The organism is Citromicrobium bathyomarinum (assembly GCF_038594605.1).
Classification (GTDB): Bacteria; Pseudomonadota; Alphaproteobacteria; order Sphingomonadales; family Sphingomonadaceae; genus Alteriqipengyuania; species Alteriqipengyuania bathyomarina_B.
The window spans coordinates 1,197,905-1,221,440 of sequence record NZ_JBCFZM010000001.1 but is presented as its reverse complement, the minus strand read 5'-3'; the positions used below and the strand labels follow the sequence as shown (position 1 = coordinate 1,221,440).

General features: G+C 64.4%; 21 protein-coding genes and 1 other RNA gene. 13 read left to right on the top strand and 9 right to left on the bottom strand.

The window, feature by feature from the left end; translation table 11 throughout:
• Positions 1 to 184 precede the first annotated feature (184 nt).
• A complete protein-coding gene (rpoH, locus tag AAG612_RS05945; protein WP_342508195.1) occupies positions 185 to 1,090 on the bottom strand; it encodes an RNA polymerase sigma factor RpoH in 906 nt (301 codons plus the stop codon).
• A gap of 134 nt (positions 1,091 to 1,224) precedes the next feature.
• Positions 1,225 to 2,163: an RluA family pseudouridine synthase gene (locus AAG612_RS05940; protein WP_342508193.1), complete on the bottom strand. Its 939-nt coding sequence runs from the start codon at positions 2,161 to 2,163 to the stop codon at positions 1,225 to 1,227.
• A 155-nt stretch (positions 2,164 to 2,318) separates the two neighbouring features.
• On the opposite strand from AAG612_RS05940, the gene AAG612_RS05935 reads away from it, so the two are divergent.
• The 5 genes from AAG612_RS05935 to rnpB all read left to right on the top strand — a co-directional run bounded on the left by AAG612_RS05935 (position 2,319) and on the right by rnpB (position 5,197).
• A complete protein-coding gene (locus AAG612_RS05935) occupies positions 2,319 to 3,050 on the top strand; it encodes a Mov34/MPN/PAD-1 family protein (protein ID WP_342508191.1) in 732 nt (243 codons plus the stop codon).
• A gap of 129 nt (positions 3,051 to 3,179) precedes the next feature.
• Positions 3,180 to 3,827: a histidine phosphotransferase family protein gene (locus tag AAG612_RS05930; RefSeq protein WP_342508189.1), complete on the top strand. Its 648-nt coding sequence runs from the start codon at positions 3,180 to 3,182 to the stop codon at positions 3,825 to 3,827.
• Entirely contained in the window at positions 3,824 to 4,570 is a 747-nt protein-coding gene (locus AAG612_RS05925; protein WP_342508187.1) for an N-acetylmuramoyl-L-alanine amidase, read from the top strand. The genes AAG612_RS05930 and AAG612_RS05925 overlap by 4 nt, the downstream gene beginning before the upstream one ends.
• A gap of 64 nt (positions 4,571 to 4,634) precedes the next feature.
• A complete protein-coding gene (locus AAG612_RS05920; RefSeq protein ID WP_342508185.1) occupies positions 4,635 to 4,760 on the top strand; it encodes a hypothetical protein in 126 nt (41 codons plus the stop codon).
• Between the two features lie 38 nt (positions 4,761 to 4,798).
• Positions 4,799 to 5,197, top strand: an RNA gene (gene rnpB, locus AAG612_RS05915) — RNase P RNA component class A.
• 13 nt (positions 5,198 to 5,210) lie between these two features.
• Here the strand turns inward: rnpB and AAG612_RS05910 are convergent.
• From AAG612_RS05910 to nhaA, 3 genes are all read right to left on the bottom strand, one after another.
• Positions 5,211 to 6,533, bottom strand: a complete 1,323-nt coding sequence (locus AAG612_RS05910) for a UDP-glucose dehydrogenase family protein (RefSeq protein ID WP_342508183.1) — start codon at positions 6,531 to 6,533, stop codon at positions 5,211 to 5,213.
• Between the two features lie 63 nt (positions 6,534 to 6,596).
• The gene (locus AAG612_RS05905) at positions 6,597 to 7,400 is read right to left on the bottom strand and encodes a metallophosphoesterase family protein (protein ID WP_342508181.1); all 804 of its coding nucleotides are present in this window, start codon (positions 7,398 to 7,400) and stop codon (positions 6,597 to 6,599) included.
• A 174-nt stretch (positions 7,401 to 7,574) separates the two neighbouring features.
• Positions 7,575 to 8,804, bottom strand: a complete 1,230-nt coding sequence (gene nhaA / locus AAG612_RS05900) for a Na+/H+ antiporter NhaA (RefSeq protein ID WP_342508179.1) — start codon at positions 8,802 to 8,804, stop codon at positions 7,575 to 7,577.
• Positions 8,805 to 8,892: 88 nt separating this feature from the next.
• On the opposite strand from nhaA, the gene AAG612_RS05895 reads away from it, so the two are divergent.
• From AAG612_RS05895 to AAG612_RS05875, 5 genes are all read left to right on the top strand, one after another.
• Positions 8,893 to 10,305, top strand: a complete 1,413-nt coding sequence (locus tag AAG612_RS05895) for a glycosyl transferase family protein (RefSeq protein ID WP_342508177.1) — start codon at positions 8,893 to 8,895, stop codon at positions 10,303 to 10,305.
• 26 nt (positions 10,306 to 10,331) lie between these two features.
• Positions 10,332 to 11,513, top strand: coding sequence for a hypothetical protein (locus AAG612_RS05890; protein ID WP_342508175.1), 1,182 nt, complete (start codon positions 10,332 to 10,334; stop codon positions 11,511 to 11,513).
• Between the two features lie 66 nt (positions 11,514 to 11,579).
• A complete protein-coding gene (locus tag AAG612_RS05885) occupies positions 11,580 to 12,494 on the top strand; it encodes a sulfite exporter TauE/SafE family protein (RefSeq protein WP_342508173.1) in 915 nt (304 codons plus the stop codon).
• Positions 12,495 to 12,535: 41 nt separating this feature from the next.
• The gene (locus AAG612_RS05880) at positions 12,536 to 13,264 is read left to right on the top strand and encodes a TIGR02186 family protein (protein WP_342508171.1); all 729 of its coding nucleotides are present in this window, start codon (positions 12,536 to 12,538) and stop codon (positions 13,262 to 13,264) included.
• Between the two features lie 117 nt (positions 13,265 to 13,381).
• Positions 13,382 to 15,067 carry an ATP-binding protein gene (locus tag AAG612_RS05875; RefSeq protein WP_342508169.1) on the top strand — a complete coding sequence of 562 codons (1,686 nt, stop codon included), beginning with the start codon at positions 13,382 to 13,384 and terminating at the stop codon, positions 15,065 to 15,067.
• Between the two features lie 5 nt (positions 15,068 to 15,072).
• Here AAG612_RS05875 and AAG612_RS05870 read toward each other — a convergent pair whose 3' ends face one another.
• The 4 genes from AAG612_RS05870 to AAG612_RS05855 form a co-directional block, all read right to left on the bottom strand.
• Positions 15,073 to 15,846 carry a hypothetical protein gene (locus AAG612_RS05870; protein ID WP_342508166.1) on the bottom strand — a complete coding sequence of 258 codons (774 nt, stop codon included), beginning with the start codon at positions 15,844 to 15,846 and terminating at the stop codon, positions 15,073 to 15,075.
• A gap of 46 nt (positions 15,847 to 15,892) precedes the next feature.
• Positions 15,893 to 16,639 carry a 7-carboxy-7-deazaguanine synthase QueE gene (locus AAG612_RS05865; protein ID WP_342508164.1) on the bottom strand — a complete coding sequence of 249 codons (747 nt, stop codon included), beginning with the start codon at positions 16,637 to 16,639 and terminating at the stop codon, positions 15,893 to 15,895.
• Positions 16,640 to 16,825: 186 nt separating this feature from the next.
• The gene (locus AAG612_RS05860) at positions 16,826 to 17,641 is read right to left on the bottom strand and encodes a M90 family metallopeptidase (protein WP_342508162.1); all 816 of its coding nucleotides are present in this window, start codon (positions 17,639 to 17,641) and stop codon (positions 16,826 to 16,828) included.
• 64 nt (positions 17,642 to 17,705) lie between these two features.
• Entirely contained in the window at positions 17,706 to 20,462 is a 2,757-nt protein-coding gene (locus tag AAG612_RS05855) for a valine--tRNA ligase (RefSeq protein ID WP_342508160.1), read from the bottom strand.
• A gap of 82 nt (positions 20,463 to 20,544) precedes the next feature.
• Here AAG612_RS05855 and AAG612_RS05850 point away from each other — a divergent pair, with 82 nt between their 5' ends.
• The 3 genes from AAG612_RS05850 to AAG612_RS05840 are packed head-to-tail and all read left to right on the top strand — an operon-like array spanning position 20,545 to position 23,532.
• The gene (locus AAG612_RS05850) at positions 20,545 to 21,657 is read left to right on the top strand and encodes an ABC transporter permease (RefSeq protein ID WP_342508158.1); all 1,113 of its coding nucleotides are present in this window, start codon (positions 20,545 to 20,547) and stop codon (positions 21,655 to 21,657) included.
• The gene (locus tag AAG612_RS05845) at positions 21,654 to 22,568 is read left to right on the top strand and encodes an ABC transporter ATP-binding protein (RefSeq protein WP_342508156.1); all 915 of its coding nucleotides are present in this window, start codon (positions 21,654 to 21,656) and stop codon (positions 22,566 to 22,568) included. The genes AAG612_RS05850 and AAG612_RS05845 overlap by 4 nt, the downstream gene beginning before the upstream one ends.
• Positions 22,569 to 22,578: 10 nt before the next feature.
• Entirely contained in the window at positions 22,579 to 23,532 is a 954-nt protein-coding gene (locus tag AAG612_RS05840) for an MlaD family protein (RefSeq protein ID WP_342508154.1), read from the top strand.
• The last annotated feature ends 4 nt before the right edge of the window (positions 23,533 to 23,536 follow it).

Below are 23,536 nucleotides of genomic sequence, written 5' to 3'. Positions count from 1 at the left end.
GCCCGACGCCGGGCCCGAGGTGTCGGTCAACCTGCTCGGTCCGATCGGGCTCACCCGCTTCGCAAGGCGGAAGCGGACGGCAAGCTCGGCGAATTAAGGCAAAGGCGTGCCAACCGCCGATATGAAAAACGCCGCCCTGCGAAATCGCGGGGCGGCGTTCTGTTCGTTTGCAGTCAGGCAGATATTACGCCGCGATCGGCATCATCTTGTCGTTCGCGATCCGCTGCATCGCCTTCTGGAGCTTCTCGAACGCGCGCACCTCGATCTGGCGGATACGTTCGCGCGAGACGTCGTAAACCTTGCTCAGCTCTTCGAGCGTCTGCGGGTCTTCGGTCAGGCGACGCTCGGTCAGAATGTGCTTCTCGCGGTCGTTGAGCGAATCCATCGCTTCGAGCAGCATTTCGTGCCGGACATGCTTTTCCTGCGCATTGGCGGTCGTCTCGTCCTGCAAGGGGCGATCATCGGTCAGCCAATCCTGCCACTGACTGGCGTTTTCCTCTTCACCGCGCATCGAGACGTTGAGCGAGCTGTCGCCGCCCATCATCATGCGGCGGTTCATGTTGATGACTTCCTGCTCCGGCACGCCCAGATCGGTCGCGATCTTGGTCACATCGTCGGGGTGCAGATCGGAATCCTCATAGGCTTCCAGCTGCTTCTTCATCCGGCGCAGGTTGAAGAACAGTTTTTTCTGCGCCGCAGTGGTCCCCATCTTCACGAGGCTCCAGGAGCGCAGGATGTATTCCTGGATGCTCGCCTTGATCCACCACATGGCATAGGTCGCCAGGCGGAAGCCGCGATCGGCTTCGAACTTCTTGACGCCCTGCATCAGGCCGACATTGCCTTCGGAAATGAGGTCGGACACGGGCAGACCATAGCCGCGATAGCCCATCGCGATCTTGGCCACGAGCCGCAGGTGGCTCGACACCAACTGTGCCGCAGCCTCCGGGTCTTCATGCTCTTCGTACCGCTTGGCGAGCATGTATTCCTGCTCTGCCGTCAGCACGGGGAATTTCTTGATTTCCGACAAATAGCGGTTGAGGCTCTGCTCTCCGCCGAGGGCCGGTATGGCTACTGCCTTGCTTTTACTCATTTCGTCCCTAACCTTTCTATGTCGACCCGCCCCCCCCGACATCGGGCTTGGACCCCTGATGGGCATCCGACTGGCATGGCCACACATCCTTTATAGGCCGCCGCGCGCGCAATTTCGAGCGCTGTTCATCGATTTCAACGAGCGATTTCGTCGATCAGTTCCTCCATGTCCCGGGGCAGGTCAGCCTGAAAATGGACCGGCTCGCCGGTGGCGGGATGGATGAAGCCGAGGCTGGCGGCGTGGAGCGCCTGCCTGCGGAAGCCCAGTGTTTCGAGGATCGGCCGTAAGGCCTTCGGATCGCGTCCATATTGTGGGTCCCCCAATAACGGATGACCTATTGACGCACAGTGAACGCGCACCTGATGCGTGCGGCCCGTCTCCAGCCGGCATTCAATTTTGCTTGCGACATCCCAAGAATCGATTGTCCGGTAATGCGTGACCGCATGCTTGCCGCGCGAGGCATCGGGGGGAAGGACAGCCATCTTCTTGCGATCGCGGTCCGACCGGCCGAGCCGCGCATCGATCGTGCCGGTGGCGGGCCGGGGCCGACCTGCGCAGAGCGCGACATAGCGGCGCGAAATGCTGTGATCGGCGAACTGTTTCGCAAGCCCCTCATGCGCAGAATCGGTCTTCGCAACGACGAGCAAGCCACTGGTATCCTTGTCGATCCGGTGCACGATGCCGGGCCGCTCGACGCCGTTGATGCCCGAAAGCTGGCCTCGGCAGTGATGCAGCAGCGCATTGACGAGCGTGCCGTCGCGATTCCCCGCTGCCGGGTGAACGACCATACCCGCCGGCTTGTCGACTACGATCAGGTGTTCGTCTTCGTAAGCGATGACGAGCGGGATATCCTGCGGCTCGGCTTCCAGCGGGGTGGGGGCGGGAAGGGCGATGGTGAAGCGCGCACCTGCCTCGACCTTGGCTGAGGGAGAGGTGGCGGGAGCGCCGCCGACCGTCACCGCGCCCTGCGCGATAAGGCCTTTGATCCGCTCGCGCGAGAGATCGGTGGCCTCTGCCAGCGCCTTGTCCAGGCGGGTGAGGGATGGGATGGTTCCGGTGAGGGGGGCACTCATGGTGGTTCCATACTGTTCGTGCCGAGCTTGTCGAAGGGTGAACTTCGAGCAGTCCTAACGCTTCGACGGCCTCACCAGCAACGGGATCGATTGGTTCGACGACAGTCCGTTCGTCCTGAGCTTGTCGAAGGGCGAACCGGCTCTACACTCGCAGCATGGCTTTCTTCGTTTACATCCTGCGATGTGCTGACGGATCGTACTACACCGGCCATACCGATAATCTGGAAATCAGGATTGCCGAACATCAGGCAGGCGAAGGTTCGCATTGGACCAGAACGCGCCTGCCGGTTGAGCATGTCTGGTCGCAGGATTTCGTTTCGCGCGAAGAAGCGCTTGCATCGGAACGCCGCATCAAAGGCTGGTCGCGAGGGAAGAAGGAAGCGCTGATGGCTGGGCGATGGGATCGACTCACTTCGCTGGCGAAGGCGCGAACCATTCGCCCTTCGACAGGCTCAGGACGAACGGCTTCTTTGACAGAGGCCGAGCCGCGAGCAGCGATAAGGATCGACCAGACCATCATCCAAGCCGTCTTCGCCCACGCCGCCAACGCCCACCCCCACGAATGCTGCGGCCTGCTGCTGGGCGAAGGCTCTGCGATTACGCACGCGCACCCCACCGCCAACATCCACCCGAGGCCCGAAACCCATTTCGAAATCGACCCCGCCGCGCTGATCGCCGCGCACAAGTCGGAGCGCGAAGGCGGGCCGCGAATCTTGGGCTACTACCACTCGCATCCCAAGGGAAGAGCCGAACCCTCACTCACGGACCGGGAGAGCGCGGCGCATGATGGGAAGGTCTGGGCCATCGTCGCGAACGGTGGAATCGGGTTCTTCCGCGATGGGGAGGATGGATTCGAGGCGCTTTCCTACGAAGTCGCGCCGCGCTAGGCAGGTGGCGATGATCTATCCCCATTCGACAATTCACGCCCGCTCCGTAACGCGCATCGCGCGCGGTCGCTTTTTTGCCCCTGGACACTGTGTCAGGTGTGTCAGGGCGCAGATAACGGGAGCTTTCGCATGAGCGAGACCGATCCGCTGCTGCTCGCCAGCCAGCTTTGTTCGCGGCTGTGCCACGACATGCTTTCGCCCGTCGGCGCGCTGTCGAACGGGCTCGAGCTGCTCGCGGACGAAAAAGACCCGCAGATGCGCCAGCGCTGTTTCGAACTGCTCGAACAGAGCGCACGCACCAGCGCCGCCAAGCTCAAGTTCTTCCGCCTCGCCTATGGCGCGGCCGGCGGCTTCGGGGAGCGGATTTCGGTCGACGAACCCAGGGGCGTGATCGAGGCGCTGGCCGCCGATGCCAAGCGGATCGCGTTGAACTGGGAAATCGCCACGCCCACGCTTTCAAAGACGGCGGCCAAGATCATGCTTAACCTTTCGAACATGGGGCTCGATGCGCTGGTGCGCGGCGGTACGCTCGATATCGGGGCGGAAGAGCGTGACGATGCGACCGAGATCGTGATCCGCGCGACGGGCACCAAGATCGCCTTCGATCCGCAGCTTGGCGAGGCGCTGGCGGGCAAGCTGGATCCGGTGGAGTTGTCCGGCCGCACCGCGCCTGCACATGTGCTGTCGCTGATCGCCGCACGATCGGGGGGGATGATCCAGACCCATGCCGAAGAGGGCACCCTGCTGCTCGGCGCGACCTTGCCGCACGAGGGATGAGCATGCGCGATACCGGTGACGGTGGGATCGGTGACGGGACGGGCGAACTGGTCCATCACGAGCGGCTCTCGCCCAATTACGACGAGCGTAACGCGCCGGTCTCGATGGTCGTGATCCACTATACCGAGATGGAAAGCGCGGATGTCGCCATCGAGCGGCTGACCGATCCCGAAGCGAAGGTTTCCGCGCATTACGTAATCAGCGAGGCGGGCGAGGTGACCCGCCTGGTGCCCGAGGAAAAGCGCGCCTGGCATGCGGGCGTATCCTACTGGCGCGGCGAGACCGACGTGAACGCGGTGAGCGTGGGGATCGAGCTCGATCATCCGGGCCACGCGCTTGGCTACCGCGAATTCTCCGAAGCGCAGATCGGGGCGCTGGTGCCGCTGCTCAACGCGATCGTGCAGCGTCACGACGTGCCGCGCGCGAACGTGGTCGGCCATTCGGACGTCGCGCCGCAGCGCAAGATCGACCCGGGCGAGCTGTTTCCATGGGCGCGGATCGCCGAGCTGGGCCTGTGCCTCCCGCGCCCGACCAAGCTGGAACTGGGCGATCCGTTCGACAATGACGGGGCGTTCTATCTCGCGCTGGAGCGGTTCGGTTACGACATCAGCGACGGGCGCAAAGTGGTCGAGGCGTTCCAGCGGCGCTGGCGGCCCGAGCAAATCGACGGCGAGATCGACGGTGAGATCCGCGCGATCCTGTTCCAGCTGCTGCTCGACCGCGACCGGGGGCTGGCGCGGTAGAGGGGTGCGGCTCCGACGCTCGGTGTGTTTCAGGCAGCGCGCCCTTTCGCTCGCAGCCCTGTGCGTGGGCGGGATGGTTGTCTCGCGGGCCTTGCCGGGGAGCGATATTGCCGAGGACGTGCGTGAGGCCGCGCTGGCCGATGCGAGTGGTTTGTGGCTCGACAGTGCCTCGCAAGCGCGGGTGAGTTGAGCTTTCCAACCGTCCCCGCCTGCCCTATATCGGCTGTGCCAGGAGGCTGGGCAGCCGCGTTGCGCAAGCACCGAGGAAAGTCCGGGCTCCACGAAGTAAGGGTGGCGGGTAACGCCCGCCGTGGGCGACCATAGGGAAAGTGCCACAGAGAGTAGACGGCCGATGGAGGCTGGGACGCTTGCGTTCCAGGTTCACAGGTAACGCTGAAAGGGTGCGGTAAGAGCGCACCGGGGGCCTGGTAACAGGTCCCGCCATGGTAAACCCCACCCGGAGCAAGGCCGAATAGGGATCCCGCGCCAGAAATGGCAGGAGCGCTTCGCTTCCGAGGAGGTCCGGGTTGGCTGCTCGAGCGACCTGGCAACAGGTCGCCTAGATGAATGGCTGCCGACCGTCGTTCGCGATGGGAACAGAACCCGGCTTACAGGCCTCCTGGCACCCTAAATCGCTGTCCTACTCGCGGCCCACGCTCGTATAGTGGAAGCCTGCTTCGCGCATGTCGGCGGGATTGTAGATGTTACGCAGGTCGACCAGCACGGGGGACTTCGCCAGTTGCTTGACCCGCTCGAAATCGAGCGCGCGGAACACGTCCCACTCGGTCACGATGACGACCGCATCGGCCCCCTCGATCGCGGCGTAGGGATCGTCGACCATCTCGACTTCGGGCATCAGCGGGGCGGCGATTTCCATGCCTTCGGGATCGTAGGCGGCGATCTCCACCCCCGCATCGGCCAGCGTCTGTGCCACCGCGATGGCGGGGGAATCGCGCATGTCGTCGGTGTTGGGCTTGAAGGTCAGGCCGAGCATCGCGACCCGCTTGCCGCGCGCTGCGTCGAGCCCGCCCAGCGCATCGACGACCTTGCGGCCCATCGCGCGCTTGCGGCTGTCGTTGACCTTCACGACCGCCTCGACGATCCGCGTCGGGCTGTCGTAGTCCTCTGCGGTCTTGAGCAGCGCGAGCGTATCCTTGGGGAAGCACGAGCCGCCATAGCCGGGGCCTGCGTGGAGGAACTTGGAGCCGATCCGGTTGTCCATCCCGATCCCGCGCGCGACGTCCTGCACGTTCGCACCGACCTTCTCGCACAGGTCCGCGATCTCGTTGATGAAGGTGATCTTGGTCGCGAGGAAGGCGTTGGCGGCGTATTTGATCAGCTCGCTGGTCCGCCGACCCACGAACAGGATCGGCGATTCGTTGAGGAACAGCGGGCGGTAGACTTCGCGCATAACGTTGCGGCCGAAGTCGTCCTCCGCCCCGATCACGATCCGGTCGGGGCGCTTGAAGTCGCCGATCGCCGCACCTTCGCGCAAGAATTCCGGGTTGGAAACGACCGCGACCTTCAGACCGCGATCCTTTACCGCCGCGCTTTCCATCAGAATGCGCTCCACCTGGTCGCCGGTGCCCACCGGCACGGTCGACTTGGTGACGACGACCGCATCATTGGTCAGCGATTCCCCGATCTCGCGCGCAACGGCATGAACGAACGAAAGGTCGGCATGCCCGTCGCCGCGGCGGCTGGGTGTGCCGACCGCGATGAAGATGGCGGAGGCACCTTCGATCCCTTCGGCGAGCGAGGTGGTGAAGGAGAGCCGACCCGTCTTCACATTGTTGTCGACCAGCGCGTCGAGCCCGGGCTCGTAAATCGGCATGACCCCGTCATGAAGGCGGTCGATCTTGTCCTGATCCTTGTCGATGCACACCACATCGTGGCCGAAATCGGCAAAGCAGGCCCCTGATACCAGGCCGACATAGCCCGACCCGACCATCGCGATTTTCATGACCAATCACCTTTCACCAATGTCGCCAGCCACCGAATGCATCTTTGACGGGCATGCCACCCACTAGGGCTCTTCATCCCACTTCTCGATTACGATCTCGCCGTCCCGGTCGACCGCCTGGATGAAGCGACGGCTCTCGCCCTCCAGCACCAGTGCCGTCAAGCGCCCGAAGCGAAATGCGCCCGTATCGATGCCGATGCGGTGGGGGCGATGCTCAACATCCTCGAAAATGGTGTGACCATGCACGATGATCTTCTCGAACGGGGCATCGTGGCCCAGAAACCGCTCGCGAATCCACAGCATGTCCTGTCGCGCCTGATCCTCGATCGAACGCGAAGGATCGATTCCGGCGTGGACGAAGGCATAATCGCCCGCGACGATAATTTCCTCGAAGCTTTCGAGAAACTCCCGGTCCTCCTCGGGCACGAGCGTGTGCAAACGCTTGCGCAGCGGTTCGAGCTCGAGCGTGTTGAACTCGGACTTCTCGATCGGATAGCTGAGGATCGTTTCGCGCCCGCCATGCCGCAGGAAATGGCGCAGAACGCCAACCTCCTGGAAGCTTTCGAGAAACATCTCCTCGTGATTTCCGGCAAGGTAGCGGACCTTGCGTCGCTGCCCCCAGTCGCGAGCGGTGGCGATCACCTTCGCGCTACCCGGCCCGCGGTCGACCAGGTCGCCCAGCAGGATGGCAGTGGTGTCGGCGGGCTCTGCGGCTGCGTCGTCTTCCTCGATCGCTGCAATCAGCGCGTCGAATAGCGCGTCGCAGCCGTGAATATCGCCAATCGCGTAATAGCGCGTGCCCGGCGGGGTCGACGGGCGAGGCCCGGTCGGCGCCTTGCGGAAGAGATTGCGGAAGGGATTGGGCATGATGCGGTATGGCAGACTGTCAGGGATCGGTCGGCGCAGGCGGGCGGAAAGCCCGCAGCAGGAGTTTGTGAGCGCGCCAGATAGGCTCTAGCACGCCCGACCGCAAGCGGCGGCGGGGGTACGGCGAAGCCAATCGAAGGATGCGGGAGAAGACGGCGGCGGACACCAACGCGTTCAGGGCGTGGTCGCCTTCGCCTCCTCGTGCATGGAGGCTTCTTCCGGATGCTTCGTGGTGATCCGCAGGGCGACATAACCAACGATCGCCGAGATGATCGAGCCGAGCAGAATGCCGATCTTCGCCTCGTCGATCAGCAAGTCGTTATCCCCGAAAGCGAGGCCGCTGACGAACAGCGACATGGTGAAGCCGATCCCGGTCAGGATGGTCACGCCCCAGATTTCCATCCAGTTGGCGTTGTCCGGCTTCTTCGCAATGCCCAGCTTCACCGCCAGAACGACTATGGTGAAAATGCCGAGCTGCTTGCCAAAGAAGAGACCCGCGGCGATCGCCAGCGGCAGAGCGGCAAACACCTCGTCCAGGCTCATTTCGAGGATATGGACGCCGGCATTGGCGAACCCGAAAACGGGCACCACGAGGTAGGCGCTCCACGGCGCGAGGCCATGCTCAGCCTTTTCCAGCATCGAATGCCCATCGACCTTGCGCATCGGAATGGTCAGCGCGGCAAGCACGCCTGCGATTGTTGCATGGACGCCCGAGAACAGCACGGCGAGCCATAGCGCCACTGCGACCAGAACGAAGGGCCATAATCGCTTCACGCCGAAACGGTTCATCCCGACCAGTACGCCGAAGATCGCCACCGAAATGGCGAGCCACATCACGCTCAATTCGCTGGTGTAGAAGACGGCGATCACGAGGACCGCGCCGATATCGTCGACAATCGCCACGGTCAGCAGGAACAGGCGCAGCGACGCGGGTACGCGGCTGCCGAGCAGGCCGAGCACACCCATGGCGAAGGCGATGTCGGTCGCGGCGGGGATTGCCCAGCCACGGATCAGCCGCGGATCGCCGCCCGCGATAACGACGTAGATCAGGGCGGGAACCGCCATCCCGGCGACCGCCGAGATGATCGGCAGGGTCCGCTTGTCCGCGCTCGACAATTGTCCGGCGATCAGTTCCCGCTTCACCTCAAGCCCGACCACGAAGAAGAACAGGACCATCAGCCCGTCGTTGATCCACTTGTGGAGGTTGTTGAGATAGAAGACCTCCTTCGGCCACCAATAGGTATGGAACAGGTCGTGGTAGTCGTCCCCCAGCGGAGAGTTGGCGACGATCATCGCGGCGGCGGCCACCAGGATCAGCAGGACACCGGCAGAGGCGTCGCTGACGAACAGGGCCCGCACAGGGGCGACGGCGCGGCGGATTGGTCGACGGATCGGTTCGAGCATGCGCATCCTCTTTCTCAATCTTTCGCGCGTTGCAAGGCCCGGTTCGCTCCGATAGGTTGAGTGCAGGCGGGAAAAGGGGTGGAGCGGCATGGAAGCGGCGGCATTGACGCCAGTCGATTGGATGGTCGTCATCCACCACGAACTCTTTCTATTCGCGGGCCTTTTCTTTCTCCTGGGGACCCTGGACGAGCTCGCGATCGACATCCTCTATGCGGTCGGCAGATTGCGGGGCCAAATTCGCACGCCGCGGATCGCGCGCGATTGTGTCGAGGGCCGGGCCTTGGGCGGCAGGGCGGCGGTGATCGTTCCGGCATGGCAGGAACACGACGTGATCGGCGCAACCCTGCGCCATATGCTGCGTGCTTGGCCGCAATCGGAATTGCGGATCTACGTTGGCTGCTACGCCAATGATCCGACCACCATCGCCGCCGCCACGCGCGCGGCGCGCGGGCACGAGCGGGTGCGGATCGTGGTTCATTCCGCGATCGGGCCGACCACCAAGGCAGACTGCATGAACAGTCTTTATCGTGCGATCCAGCAGGACGAGCGGCGCGAGGGAATCGACTACGCGATGGTCGTGATTCATGACGCCGAAGACATGGTGGACCCGGCTGCGCTGCCGCTGTTCGACGCAGGGCTCGCCAGCGCAGAGCTGCTGCAAATCCCTGTGCTGCCGATGCCGCAGGCGGGTTCGCGCTGGGTGGCGGGCCATTACATGGACGAATTCGCCGAAGCGCACGGCAAGGCGATGGTGGTGCGCGATTGGTTGGGCACCGGCTTCCCCTCGGCAGGTGTGGGATGCGCCATCGCGCGCGGCAGGCTGGCGAAGCTCGATGCACAGAACGGCGGCACGGGACCGTTCGATGCCGGGAGCCTGACCGAGGATTACGAACTCGGCCTCAAGGTTGCGCAGGACGGCGGACGCACGGCATTCCTGCGAGTGCGCGGAGAGGAAGGCCATCTGGTCGCGACCCGCGCGTTCTTTCCCCACCGGCTGGATACGGCGGTACGCCAGAAGAGCCGCTGGGTGTGCGGGATCGCACTGCAAGGGTGGGACCGGCTGGGCTGGACGGGCAGTCCGCTCGATGGCTGGATGCGCTTGCGCGATCGACGCGGGCCGCTGGCCGCGCTGGTCTTGTTCGTGGCCTATCTGCTTCTGCTGCTTACCGGCGCGCTGATGCTCGCCGAATCGCTGGGTGCCGCCCGGTCTCCGGGGCTGACGCCGGTGACCGAGATGCTGTTGCTGGCGAACGCGGCCAGCCTATTGTGGCGGGCGCTGTTTCGCGCGGGCTTTACCGCGATGGAGCATGGCTGGGCCGAGGGCGGACGTTCGATTCTGCGCCTTCCGGTCAGCAACATCATCGCGATCATGGCCGCGCGCCGGGCCGTGGTCCAATATCTGGCGAGCCTGCGAGGAAGCATGGTCCAGTGGGACAAGACCGAGCATCACGGGCACCCGTCTGTTGGACATCAGCCCGTTGGGCAGCAGGCGACGGCATGACAAGGCGCGCGGGCGGAAGGCCGGTAATGGCTGTGCTGGCGGTGCTCGCTGGATGGGTGGTGGTGCGCGCCTCGATCTGGGAACCGCCCTTTCCATTGCCATCGCCCGATGCGATCTTTGCGAAAGCCAATACCGGTTCTGCCCGGCCTGCTCGTGGCGAAGCGGCTACTGGAGCGATGGCCGTTTCGTCGCCAGTCTTGGCGCAGTGGCCGGTGCGGGGCGGTGCACTGCCGCTCACGCGGATTGCGGGTGTTGCGACGCAGGATCGTCTTCGCCTGCCGTCCGCGCCCGGGCTAACCTTCGCCCATCCCGCTATTTCCGGGCAACTCGCCAGATCGCGGAGTGCGGCCAGCCACCAGATGCTCTACGCCGCCGCCTTCGCGACCCTGCCAGCCATCGACCGATCGCGCGGCGGGGGGCTGAGCGAAGCGCGCAACACGGCGCCGGGGCGCGGCCAGCGGGGCTTGCCGTGGGCTTGGGGGCCCCTGCCTGCAACCTCTCTCACGCGGGCCAGCGAGCCAGCAGATCGCGCACCACGCCCCGGGCGCTGGTCGGGTGACGCCTGGCTGCTACTACGCGATGGCGCGCGGCCTCGACGCGTCGCCAGCGCCAATCCGGCGAGCTACGGATCGGATCAGCTCGGCGCGGTCGTGCGCTATTCGCTCGCCCCCGACACCGCGTTGCAGCCCGCAGTCTATGTTCGCGCGAGCAAGGCCCTGGTAGGCGATGGGGAGAGCGAGGTGGCGAGCGGTGCCAGCGTCAGCCTTTCGCGCAGCTTTCCCTTGCGGGTGCATGGAGAGGTGCGTCTCACCGATCGTCCAGGCGTGCCGGGCGATCGCACCGAGGTGCGTCCTGCGGCCTTCGTGGTCACCGGCTTGCCACGACAGCGTATCGCAGGTGTGCTGAACGCCGACAGCTATCTCCAGGCGGGCTATGTCGGCGGCGATTTCGAGACAGCGTTCGTCGACGGCAAAGCAACACTGGAAGCGCCTCTACTGCGCAGCGGCAAGGCCCGCGTCGCGGTCGGCGGCGGAGTGTGGGGCGGAGCGCAGCGGGGCGCCTCCCGTGTCGATGCAGGGCCGACCGCCACCTTCGTCCTGTCGTCGGGCAGGGCGAATCTGCGCGCCTCGCTCGACTATCGCTTTCGGGTCGCGGGCGATGCCCGCCCAGGCGACGGACCTGCGCTGACTTTATCGGCATCGTTCTAAGGCTGCAGATTACGCCCGATGCGCGCTTTATAACTTGCGCGAAAGCGCATACGGCAACGCGCGGTCATGGACGTCTATCTTCCCATCGCGAACCTATCGGTCAACGGACTGGTCATCGTCGCTCTCGGCGCGCTGACGGGTATCCTCTCCGGCCTGTTCGGAGTGGGGGGCGGATTTCTGACGACGCCGCTGCTGATATTCTACGGAATTCCGCCCACGGTCGCGGCTGCTTCCGCGGCGACGCAGGTGACCGGCGCCAGTGTTTCCGGTGTCCTCGCGCATAACCGGCGCGGTGGAGTGGACTATCGCATGGGCGGTGTGCTGGTGGTCGGCGGGGTCACAGGCGCGCTGATCGGCGCGGGGCTGTTCAGTTTCTTCCAGTCGATCGGCCAGATCGATGTGGTCATCAACGTCCTGTACGTATTCATGCTCGGTTCGATCGGCGCGCTGATGCTCAAGGAAGCGCTGGCCGCGCTCAATATCCGCCAGTCGAAGAGCCAGCAGCGCGCCGCCAAACGCCGCCACCATCCGCTGGTCGCCTCGCTGCCCTATCGCTGGCGCTTCTACGCCTCGGGTCTCTACATTTCGCCGCTCGCCCCGCTGATCCTCGGCACCGGCGTCGGCATCCTGACCATGCTGATGGGGGTCGGTGGCGGGTTCATGCTGGTGCCCGCCATGCTCTATATCCTCGGGATGAGCGGCAAGGTGGTGGTCGGCACATCGCTGTTCAACATCCTGTTCGTCACCATGGCGACGACCATGACCCACGCGCTGACGACCAAGGCGGTCGACCTCGTGCTGGCCGCGTTGCTGCTGGTCGGATCGGTGCTGGGTGCGCAGTTCGGCACGCGTCTGGCGCTGATGCTGAAGCCGGACTGGCTGCGGCTGGCGCTGGCAACCACGGTGCTGCTCGTCGCGCTGCGGATGCTGTTCGGGCTCAGCATCCAGCCCGACGAGGTCTATTCGGTGGTCAACCTGTGACCGCATTGCGGCGCATCGCGTTGACGCTGGCATGCCTGATTGTGCTGCCGGCCCAGACGGCCGAGGCGCGCGATCCTGTTCTGGTGCCCGAAGTCTCGCAGAAGGAAGTGCAGGTCCGGCAGGGCTTTACCGGCACCGAGCTGCTGCTGTTCGGGGCAGTGATCGACCCGGATGAGCGCGGCGACGACGCCTTCGACATCATCGTCGTCCTCAAGGGGCCGGCCCAGCCCATCCAGTTGCGTGAGAAGCGGCAGATTGGCGGGATCTGGATGAATGCGGAGAGTACGGCCTTCCGGTCCGCGCCATCCTACTTCGCGGTCGCGTCCAGCCGCCCGATCGAGCAGATCGTGGACGATCGTACGGCGGCGATCTTCGAATTCGGCACCGAGTTCATCCAGCTCAGCCCGTCGGGTTCGATCGATCTTGAAGAACAGGCGAGAATGCGCGCCGGGCTGGTCGACCTGCGTGAGCGGCAGGGCCTCTACCGCACGATCGAGGACGGCGTGACCGTGCGCGAAGGCGTGCTTTACCAGGCGCGCATCGGCTTGCCTTCCAACGTCCAGACGGGTGCCTATACGGCGGAGACCTTCGCCTTGCGCGATGGCCGTGTGGTCGCCTCCGCAGTGGCCGAAGTCTCGGTTCGCAAGGTCGGGTTCGAGCGGTTCGTGGAGCTGTTCGCAAACCGGCAGCCGCTGCTTTACGGGCTCGTCGCCATCTTCCTGTCTCTCCTGATGGGTTGGCTGGCCGGGCGCCTCTTCAACCGGTCCTGAGGGGGCCTGCGCGGGCAGCCCCGGCCGAACGGATTGACCCCATCTTAACCGTCTCGCTCTAGGGCGTTTGGTGGCTCCGGGACGAAGGGTAGCCGCTGAAGCGACGAGGGGTTGCGCATGACTGACAACGGTGGTCACGAGTTCCGCCAGGCAGCGAATTATCCGGTTGAGCAGGACGAGGTCGTCGAACCGCGGCGCGCCAATCCGACCGGCCAGCCGATCGGCGTCGTGCTCGACGTGGCCGGTGCGGGCGCGATCATCGCGCTCGACCCCGAACGGCTGAGCGAATGCGCCGGTGACGACGATCCGGCGATCGCGCTTGCCGGGCAGGTCGGCAGCCAGGTGAAAATTCGCGCGGGCGACAACTGGCTGCTCGCGAGCGTGCGCAACCAGAAACGCGACCGCAGGGGCACCGGCGGGATTGTCGCCGAAATCGACTTTCTGGGCGAGGGGGCGGAGGAAAAGCTGACCGGTCGCATCCGGGGCTTCCGCCGCGGCGTCACCCGTTATCCGGTGCCCGGAGGCATGGTCTTCGCCGCCAGCACCAACGATCTGCGCCACGTCTTCGCGGGCGACGGGCGCGCCTTCATCGAAATCGGCACGGTCTTTCCCACGCGCGACATTCGCGCCGGGCTCTATATCGACTCGCTCCTCGGTAAGCATTTCGCGCTGCTCGGCTCGACCGGGACGGGCAAGTCGACCACCACTGCGCTGATGCTTCACCGGATCTGCGAGGCTGCGCCGCAGGGCCATGTCATCATGATCGATCCGCACGGCGAATATGCCAGTGCCTTCAAGACCAATGGCGCGATCCTCGACGTCGGCAATCTGCGGATGCCGTACTGGCTGATGAACTTCGAGGAACACTGCGAAATCCTGCTGACCAGCCAGGGCAGCAACCGGCAGATCGATGCGGACATTCTGGCCAAGTGCCTGCTTGTCGCGCGCAGCAAGAACCGTCTGGCCGAAAGCATCGGCAAGGTCACCGTCGATTCGCCGGTGCCGTATCTCCTGTCGGACCTGTCGGCGGCGCTGACCAAGGAAATGGGCGATCTCGACAAGGCGACCGGCATCGCGCCCTATATGCGGATCAAGACCAAGCTGGACGAGCTCAAGTCCGATCCGCGCTACCAGTTCATGTTCTCCGGCATGCTGGTGGGCGACACGATGGCCGAGTTTCTCGGCCGCATCCTGCGTCTGCCGACCGAGGACAAGCCGATCTCCATCATCGACGTCTCAGGCGTGCCGTCCGACATTACCGCCACCGTGGTCGCGGTACTCAGCCGGCTGGTGTTCGATTACGCCACCTGGGCCCGCGAAGAGCGGACCCGCCCGATCCTGCTGGTGTGCGAGGAAGCGCACCGATACGTTCCCAGCGAGAAGAACTTCGACAGCTCCTCGGTCGGCAAGGTGCTCAGCCGGATCGCCAAGGAGGGGCGCAAATACGGCGTTGCCCTCGGCCTGGTGACGCAGCGTCCATCCGACCTTGCCGAAGGCGTGCTCTCGCAATGCGGCACGATCATCTCGATGCGGCTCAACAACGAGCGCGACCAGGCCTTCGTCAAGGCTGCCATGCCCGAGGGCGCGCGCGGGTTCCTCGATTCGATCGCCGCGCTCCGCAACCGCGAATGCATCATCTGCGGCGAGGGCTCGTCGGTGCCGATGCGGGTGACCTTCGACACGCTGGAGGAATCCAAGCGGCCCGCTTCGGAAGACCCGAGCTTCAGCAAGCTGTGGCGCGAAACCGGTGGCGAGGAAGAGGCACTGGAGCGGATCGTGGAGCGCTGGCGCAGTCACTCGTAAGACGATCAGGCCGCGTTGAGCAAAGTGCCGATCAACAAGGCTGCGTCCTCATCCGGCATTTTGCCAACGGCGGCGTGCAATTTCCGCAAGGCTTCGCACTGTTGTGCGCTTGACAGGACGCCCGGGTCGCCTTGGTCGAAGAGCATCGCCAATTGTGCTTCAGAGGCGCCCTCTTGCACCATGGACTGGCGCAGCTTTGCCACCAGTGAGGGGGTCACGGCCAACCGCATCTGCTGGTCGCGTCTGCCTGTCGCCATTGCCTCCACCCGGCTTGCGACGGACTTGCCGAAAAGCGTCCGCAGCTCTTGCGAGGTTTCGTCCGTCACCTCGATCCTTCCGAACAGATAATCGCTGCACATCGTCGGGTTTTCGCGCGACAGCATATCCACCAGCGCTTCCTCGTCGGCAAGAACGGAGCGCAGGTTCTGTGTCGGCGCGTAGGCAAAATCGTTGCGATGGCTCGCCATGAACTCTTGGAGCACGTTATTGATTGCCAGCAGTAGGGTCTCTTCATCCTCGGCCTGGATGGCTGCGTCACCGAGCCTATCGAGCATCTTGTCGTATTGAAGAGGGAAATGGGTTTCGATCGCGTCCATCAGGGCGAGATCGCCGGGATTTGCCTTGAGCGCGGCTTCGATCTGGTTTTCCACCCGCTTCTGCGGGTTGAAATACTCCTCGATGCCCCCCGCCAGAAAAAAGCGAACAGCCAGGCCTGCCACGATCAGCCCGACGACCAGACCGATCGATCGCGGAAGCGATTGCTGCGATGAAAAACCCATTCCGAAAAACCCCCCGATTCGCCGGCATCGCGCGCCCGCGAACCTGTTACGTCCCTCGTGTGTCGCCGAACAGATGGATATGCAGCCGATCCGAAAGCCTGAAGCCGTGTTCGAGGCATAGCGGCACCAGCCATTCCTGCCGCGCGCGCAAGGTCGCGCCGTCGGTGCCTTCGGCCATCAGGAACACGCGCCCGCGTGGCAGGGCGTGCGCACGCACAAGCTCGCGCACTTCCTCGACATCGGCGGGCTCGGCGACGACGAACTTGAAGAACGCGCGGGCATCGCTGGCATAGCGGCGCAGCACGCCCGGCACGATCGCCAGCTCGCGCGCATTGCCCGAATGCGTCAGCTTGGGGCTGATATTGAACTGGTCGACCCACACCTCGAGCTTGGGCGGCGGGAAGGCGGTGCCGTTGGTTTCGATCTCCACCGTCATATCGGGCAGCGTAGCGAGCAATTCGGCAAGCGGAGCCGCCTGCAACATCGGCTCGCCGCCGGTCACCACCAGCCGCCGCTGGCCAAGCGCGGCGATGCGATCCGCCACCTCGGCCACCTCGAGCGTTACCTGATTGGCCTTGCGCTCGAAGGTTTCGCCGGATCGGTGCGGGCGCTCATCGCCGGTAAAGTGCCACGTATAGGCGGTGTCGCACCACACGCAGGCGAGGTTGCAGCGCGACAGGCGCAGGAAGGCGGTCGGCTCGCCCGCGCTGGGGCCTTCACCTTGTACGGAGGCGAAAATCTCGGGGCCTCCCCCAAGGTCAACGGGGCCGTCGGTGGCGAGAACGAGGTTCATGCGAGGCGATCCCTGACACACCTGACACAGTGTCTTGCCCAAGAATTCCGGTCTGCCGCACGAACACCGCAGGTGGTGGTTTTAAGGAAGGCAGCGGAAGCAGTCATGGGGCAGCGCATGCCAGAAAACCTGAAGTTAGGAAATCGGCGCTCGTCATTCGAATGATCCCGCCACTCGAACGTATGGTCAGTCCCACCCTGCGGGGTCCAGCGCCAGGAGCGTTGCTAATTGATCGTACAGCGCCGGCACCTGGTCGCGCAGCTCGCGAGGCCGCTCGAAGAAGGTCACGATTGCCTCGGCGAAGAACTCCTGGTGGTTGCTGGCACCATACGGGTCGATTAGCGTGCGCTCGCCGTTTTGGACGCGCTGCACCTGGTCTTGGTACGCATCGAGCATCGCCCTTTCCCAGCCCGCGTAAGTCTGTCCCTTGCGCAGAAGCGGGATGCCATTGGTGTGGCCCGACAGGCTATCGAGCTGGTGCGCGAATTCGTGGATCACGACATTGTGCCCGTCTTGCGCATCCAGACCACCCTGCAGCGCATGGTCCCATGACAGGATGACCGGGCCGCGTGCCCAGCTTTCGCCCAGCGTCGCGTGCTGGTTTTCGTAGACCACGCCGTCGCCGTGCGTATCGCGGTTGGTCAGGAAGGCCGACGGGTAGAGCAGCACGTTCCGGAGCGTGTCGTACCAGACCGGGCTGTTGACCACGAGAAGGCAGGCCTGCGCCGCGATCGAGAGCTCCATCTCTTCGGTGACCTCCAACCCATTCTGGCCGCGGAAGGTGATCTGATCGAGGAAGAGGTTCATCTTCCCCTCCAGCGCGGACCGCACTTGAGGAGGCAACCGACGGACCAGCGGCACCAGCTTCTCAACCACCGCCCGCTGCTGTGTCGTGAGCGACGACGCGAGCAGCGCCTTGCGCTTCCGCTGCTTCGAATAGCGGCGGTATAGCAGGAACGCGGCCACGAGCAGCGGTAGGGCAAGAATGATCCAGGGCGTCATCTTGCAGAAGTAAGATCGCAGCTATCGCTTTGGTAGGAGGCTCGCCCGCCGGGGCGGCGCGAGCCTACCCCAGCCGCGCCAGCGCGTTACGCAGGCGATCGATCTCGCTGGCGTGGAACGCTGCATCGGCCTTCGCCTTCTCGACCGCTTCGGGCTTGGCCTTTTCGACGAAGGATGGGTTGGACAGCCGTTTGTCGAGCGATCCGAACTCCTTCTGGCTCGCCTCCATCGCCTTGGTCAGGCGGGCTTTCTCGGCCTCCACATCGACGATCCCTGCCAGCGGGACGATAAAGGCATCCTCGCCCGCCGCGATCTGCATCGCGGGGCCGGCAGGGGCTTCCTCGGCCAGATGAAGCGGGGTGAGGCGGGCCAGCCGCTCGATCGCTGCAGAGCTGCGCTCGACAATGCTCGCGGCCAGCGGGGAGGGGGCGGGCAGCCATGCTTCCAGCTTGGCGCCGGGTGCGATGCCCAACTCGTTCTTCGCGGCGCGGGTCGCGGTGGTCAGCGCGATCATCCAGTCGATCGCCGCGACTGCGTTTGCATCGACTTCGGCCTGCGGATCGGGCCACTGCGCCACGATCAGGTCGTAGGGGCGCTCACCGCCCTGGAACTGCGCCTGCGCATGCCACAGCTCTTCGGTGACGAAGGGCATGAAGGGGTGCAGCATGACGAGGATCTGGTCGATCGCCCAGCCGGCGACCGCGCGCGTTTCCTGCGCGGGCGGGCTGTCCGCATCCGCGCCGTCCTTGGCAAAGACCGGCTTGATGAGTTCCAGATACCAGTCGCAGAAGCGATCCCAAACGAAGTGGTAGATCGTGTTCGCGGCGGCATCGAAGCGCAGATCGGCCAGCGCCTGCTCCAGCGCAGCCTTGGCCTCGATCACCTCGCCGATGATCCATGAATTGACCGCCAGCGTGGCTTTGGGCGCGGCGACGCTTTGCGACGCGCCGATCCCGTTGGTCTGGCAATACCGCACCGCGTTCCACAGCTTGGTCGCGAAGTTGCGATACCCCTCGACCCGGCGCTCATCCATCTTGATGTCGCGGCCCTGGCTTTCCATGGCCGCCATGAAGAAGCGCAGCGCATCGGCGCCGTACTGGTCGATAAGGCCGAGCGGATCGACCACGTTGCCTTTCGACTTGCTCATCTTCGCACCGTCGGCGGCGCGCACGAGCCCGTGCAGATAGAGGCGCGGCCATGGCTTCTGGCCGGTGTTGAAATAGCCCGCCATCAGCATCCGCGCGTCCCAGAAGAACAGGATATCGAAGCCGCTGATGAGCAGATCGTTCGGGTAGTGCTTTTCAACGAGGTCGGTCTTGTCCGGCCAGCCGAGCGTGGCGAAGGGCCACAGCGCGCTGGAGAACCACGTGTCGAGCACGTCCTCGTCCTGCACCAGGGCCACGCCGGGCCCGGCAAGGCTCTGTGCGGCTTCGGCGTCCTCGGCCACGATCACGCGGCCTTCCGGCCCATACCATGCCGGGATCCGGTGCCCCCACCATAGCTGGCGCGAGACGCACCACGGCTGGATGTTCTCCATCCAGTTGAAGAAGGTCTTCTCCCACGTCTTGGGGACGATCTCGACTTCGCCGCTGCGCACCGCCTCTATCGGCTTCACCGCCAGCTTTTCGGCGTCGACATACCACTGGTCGGTCAGCCACGGCTCGATCACCACGCCGCCGCGGTCGCCGAAGGGCGTCGCGATCTGGCGGGGTTCGGCGTCGTGCTCGACCTCCTCGCCCTTCTTGGTCCTGGCGATATGCGGGATCAGGAAGCCCTCTTCCTTCAGCCGCGCGACCACGGCTTCGCGCGCACCGTTCAACTCGTCGCGGCGGAAGCGGTGGAGGCCGATGAATTCTTGCGGAACCAGCCCGTCGGCGGTCTGGCAAACGTTCGCCTCGGCATCGAGCATGTTGAGCATCTCGGCAGGCGCAAAGCCTGCGCGCTTGCCGACCTCGAAATCGTTGAAGTCGTGCCCCGGCGTGATCTTCACCGCGCCCGAACCCAGTTCGGGGTCGGCGTGCTCGTCCGCGACGATGGGGATGCGGCGCCCGGTGATCGGCAGGATCACGTGCTTGCCGACCACGCTCTTGTAGCGTTCGTCGGTCGGATGCACCGCCACTGCCATATCGGCGAGCATCGTTTCGGGCCGCGTCGTCGCGACCTCGATGAAGTCCGCACCGCTATCCAGCGTCACGCCGTCTGCGAGCGGGTACTTGAAGTGCCAGAAGCTGCCGGGAATCGTCTGCTGTTCGACCTCAAGGTCCGAAATCGCGGTCTTGAGCTTGGGGTCCCAATTCACCAGCCGCTTGTCGCGGTAGATCAGCCCGTCATTGTAGAGATCGACGAAGGTCTTGGTGACGGCCTTGCTGAAGTGATCGTCCATCGTGAATTGTTCACGCGACCAGTCCATCGAGCAGCCCAGCCGGCGCAACTGGCCGGTGATCGTGCCGCCGCTTTCTTCCTTCCACTCCCAGACTTTCCCGATGAAGTCTTCGCGCGAGTAGTTGGTCCGCTTGTCCTGCCTCGCTTCCAGCTGGCGTTCGACCACCATCTGCGTCGCGATGCCCGCATGGTCGGTGCCGACCACCCACAGCGCATCCTTGCCGCGCAGCCGCTCGTACCGGACGATGATGTCCTGTAGCGTGTTGTCCAGCGCATGGCCGATATGCAGGCTGCCGGTGACGTTGGGCGGCGGGTTGACGATGGTGAAGGCCTGCGCGTCCGGGCGCTCTGGCCGGAAGCGGCCGTTCTCTTCCCAATGGGCGTACCAGCGCTCTTCGATTGCGGCGGGTTCGAAGGTGGTCGATAGTTCTTGCGTCATGGGCGGACCCATAAGCACCACGCGCACCGCTTGTCACCTGAGTGCTTGAGCTTCCAGCGCTTTGCCCGCATAGCGACACGCGATGGCGACAGAGGCGCAGCATACGCTGGAACAGGGCGGCGACGGGGGCGGTATCCTCAGGCTTTCGGGGCCGTATATCCTGTCGACCATCGGCGAGATCGAGGGTGATCTGCGCGAGCGCGATCTCGGCATCGCGACGATCGACCTTGGCGAGGTCAACGAAATCGACACCGTCGGTGCATGGTTCGCCTGCAAGCTGGCGCGCGAGAATTCCGCAGAAATCGTCAATGCGAGCGAGCGGGCGCAGCGGCTTATCGATGCGGTTGGCGAGATCGACAATGATTCGCCCATGGCCGCGCCGCGCAACGCGCTGCTGGAGCGCGCATCCGAAGCGATGGGCGAAAAGGTGTTCGGTGCCGGGCGCGGCACCACCAACATCATCGGTTTCCTCGGCCAGGTGCTGATCGGCATTGGTGCGCTGATTCGGCACCCGCGCCGGTTCCGCTATCGCGCGCTGGTCCACCAGTTCGAATCGGTCGGGGTCAACTCGCTGCCGATCATCGGCCTGATGAGCTTCCTGATCGGGATCGTGATCGCGCAGCAGGGCGCGGCTCAACTGCGATTTTTCGGCGCCGAATCGCTCACGGTGAACCTCGTCGGGCGGATCACGCTGCGCGAACTGGGCGTGCTGATGACCGCGATCATGGTCGCGGGCCGGTCAGGCAGTGCGTTTGCAGCGCAGATCGGCACGATGAAGCTGACCGAGGAAATCGACGCGATGCGAACCATCGGCATCTCGCCGATCGAGGCGCTGGTCATCCCGCGCATCTTCGCCTGCGTGTTCATGATAGTGCTGCTGGGCTTCTATGCATCGGTCATGGCGATCGTCGGCGGCGCGGTAATCTCCGACTTGATGCTGGGCATTCCGTTCTGGACCTTCCTGATGCGCATTCAGGAAGTCGTGCCGACCTATGATGTGTGGGTGGGCATGATCAAGGCGCCCGTTTTCGGTCTGATCATCGGGATCGCGGGCTGTTACCAGGGGATGCAGGTCCACGGCAATTCCGAGGAAGTCGGCAAGCGCACCACCAATGCGGTGGTCCAGGCGATCTTCACCGTGATCGTGCTCGATGCGTTCTTCGCGGTGTTCTTCACCGGGGTTGGCTGGGCATGAGCAGTATCGTCGACGAAATTTTCGGCGGGGACAAACCGCAGCGGCACGAACGGTTTCGCGGCGAGTATCCGGTGCGCGTACGCGGGCTGGACAATGCGTTCGGCGACCAGGTGATACACGAGAACCTCGATCTCGATTTGAAGCGGGGCGAGATTCTGGGCGTGGTCGGCGGATCGGGCACCGGCAAATCGGTTCTGATGCGCGCGATCATCGGGTTGCAGCAGCCCGACGCGGGCCAGATCGAGGTGTTCGGCCAATCGATGACCGACGCCGAGCCGGACGAGGCGCTGGGCGTGCGCAACCGCTGGGGCGTGCTGTTCCAGGGCGGGGCGCTGTTCTCCACATTGACGGTGGGCGAGAATGTGGAGGTGCCGATCAAGCAGTTCTACCCCGATCTCTCGCCCGAGTTCGTCAGCGAGATCGCGCGCTACAAGGTCGTGATGTCGGGCCTGCCCGAAGAAGCGACGAACAAGTATCCATCCGAGCTTTCGGGCGGGATGAGGAAGCGCGCCGGGCTGGCCCGTGCGCTCGCGCTCGATCCAGAGCTGCTGTTCCTCGACGAACCGACCGCCGGGCTCGACCCGATCGGTGCATCGGCTTTCGATCAGCTGACCAAAGAACTCAAGCAAACGCTCGGGCTGACGGTGTTTCTCATCACCCACGATCTCGATACGCTGCACGAGATCTGCGACCGGGTTGCGGTGCTGGCCGACAGACGCGTGATCGCGGTCGATACGGTGCCCAACCTGATGCAGCTCGACCATCCGTGGATTCAGGAATATTTCAACGGGCCGCGCGGTCGCGCCGCACTGACCGCGCAGGCGCTGGACGAATTGCGCCGGCATATGGACAAGCCGATCGCGGCAGAGGCGGTCAAAGCGTTGGACAAGTCCGGCGAAGACGAGGCATAGGCGACACATTATGGAAACCAGGGCCAATCATGTCTGGGTGGGGGCGGTTACCCTCGCCATTCTCGCCGCCCTGGCGCTTGCGATCGTGTGGATCGCCCGGCTGGGCGAGAACGATCGCAAGGAATACGACATCTTCTTCAAGCAGTCGGTCGCCGGACTGGCCAATGGCAGCCAGGTTTCCTTTGCCGGCGTTCCGGTCGGCCAGGTGAGCGAAATCTCGCTGTGGGAGAAGGACCCCGAATTCGTGCGCGTGCGGGTCGCCGTGAAGCAAGATGTGCCGGTGCTGGTCGGCACCACCGCCACGGTGCAAAGTTCCTTCACCGGCGTCTCGACGATCATGCTGGACGGCGCGCGCAAGGGCCGCCCACCGATCGATTGCGAAACCACCGCCTGCCCCGAAGGCGTGCCGGTAATCCCGCCCAAGGCGGGCGGTTTCGGCGAAATCCTCGCCAATGCGCCGCTGCTGCTCGAACGGCTGGCCACGCTGACCGAGCGGCTGACCATGCTGCTGTCGGACGATAACCAGCAGCAGCTGGCGGGTATCCTACGCAACACCAACGCGATTTCCGCCGAGGTTGCGGATGCTTCCCCGCAATTGCAGGGCGCGCTCGCGGAGATGCAGATCACGCTGCGCGAGGCGAGCGAAGCACTCGATGCGTTCGAGAAGACCACCGAATCGACCAACGAGCTGATCAATCGCGAGGGCGAGTCGATCGCCGATGAACTGCGCAACACGCTGAGCAAGGCGAACAAGACCGCCGAAACGCTCAACGAGACGCTCGAGCAGGCGCAGCCTGCCGTGCGCACGCTCAATGATCGAACCCTGCCGACCGCGAATGCCACGCTCGAGGACCTGCAGGCGACCAGCCGGTCTCTGCGCAGCCTGACCGAGCGTTTGGAAGACAAGGGCGCGACCGACCTGCTGTCCTCGCCCAAGCTGCCCGACTACGAACCGGAGGACTGACAGC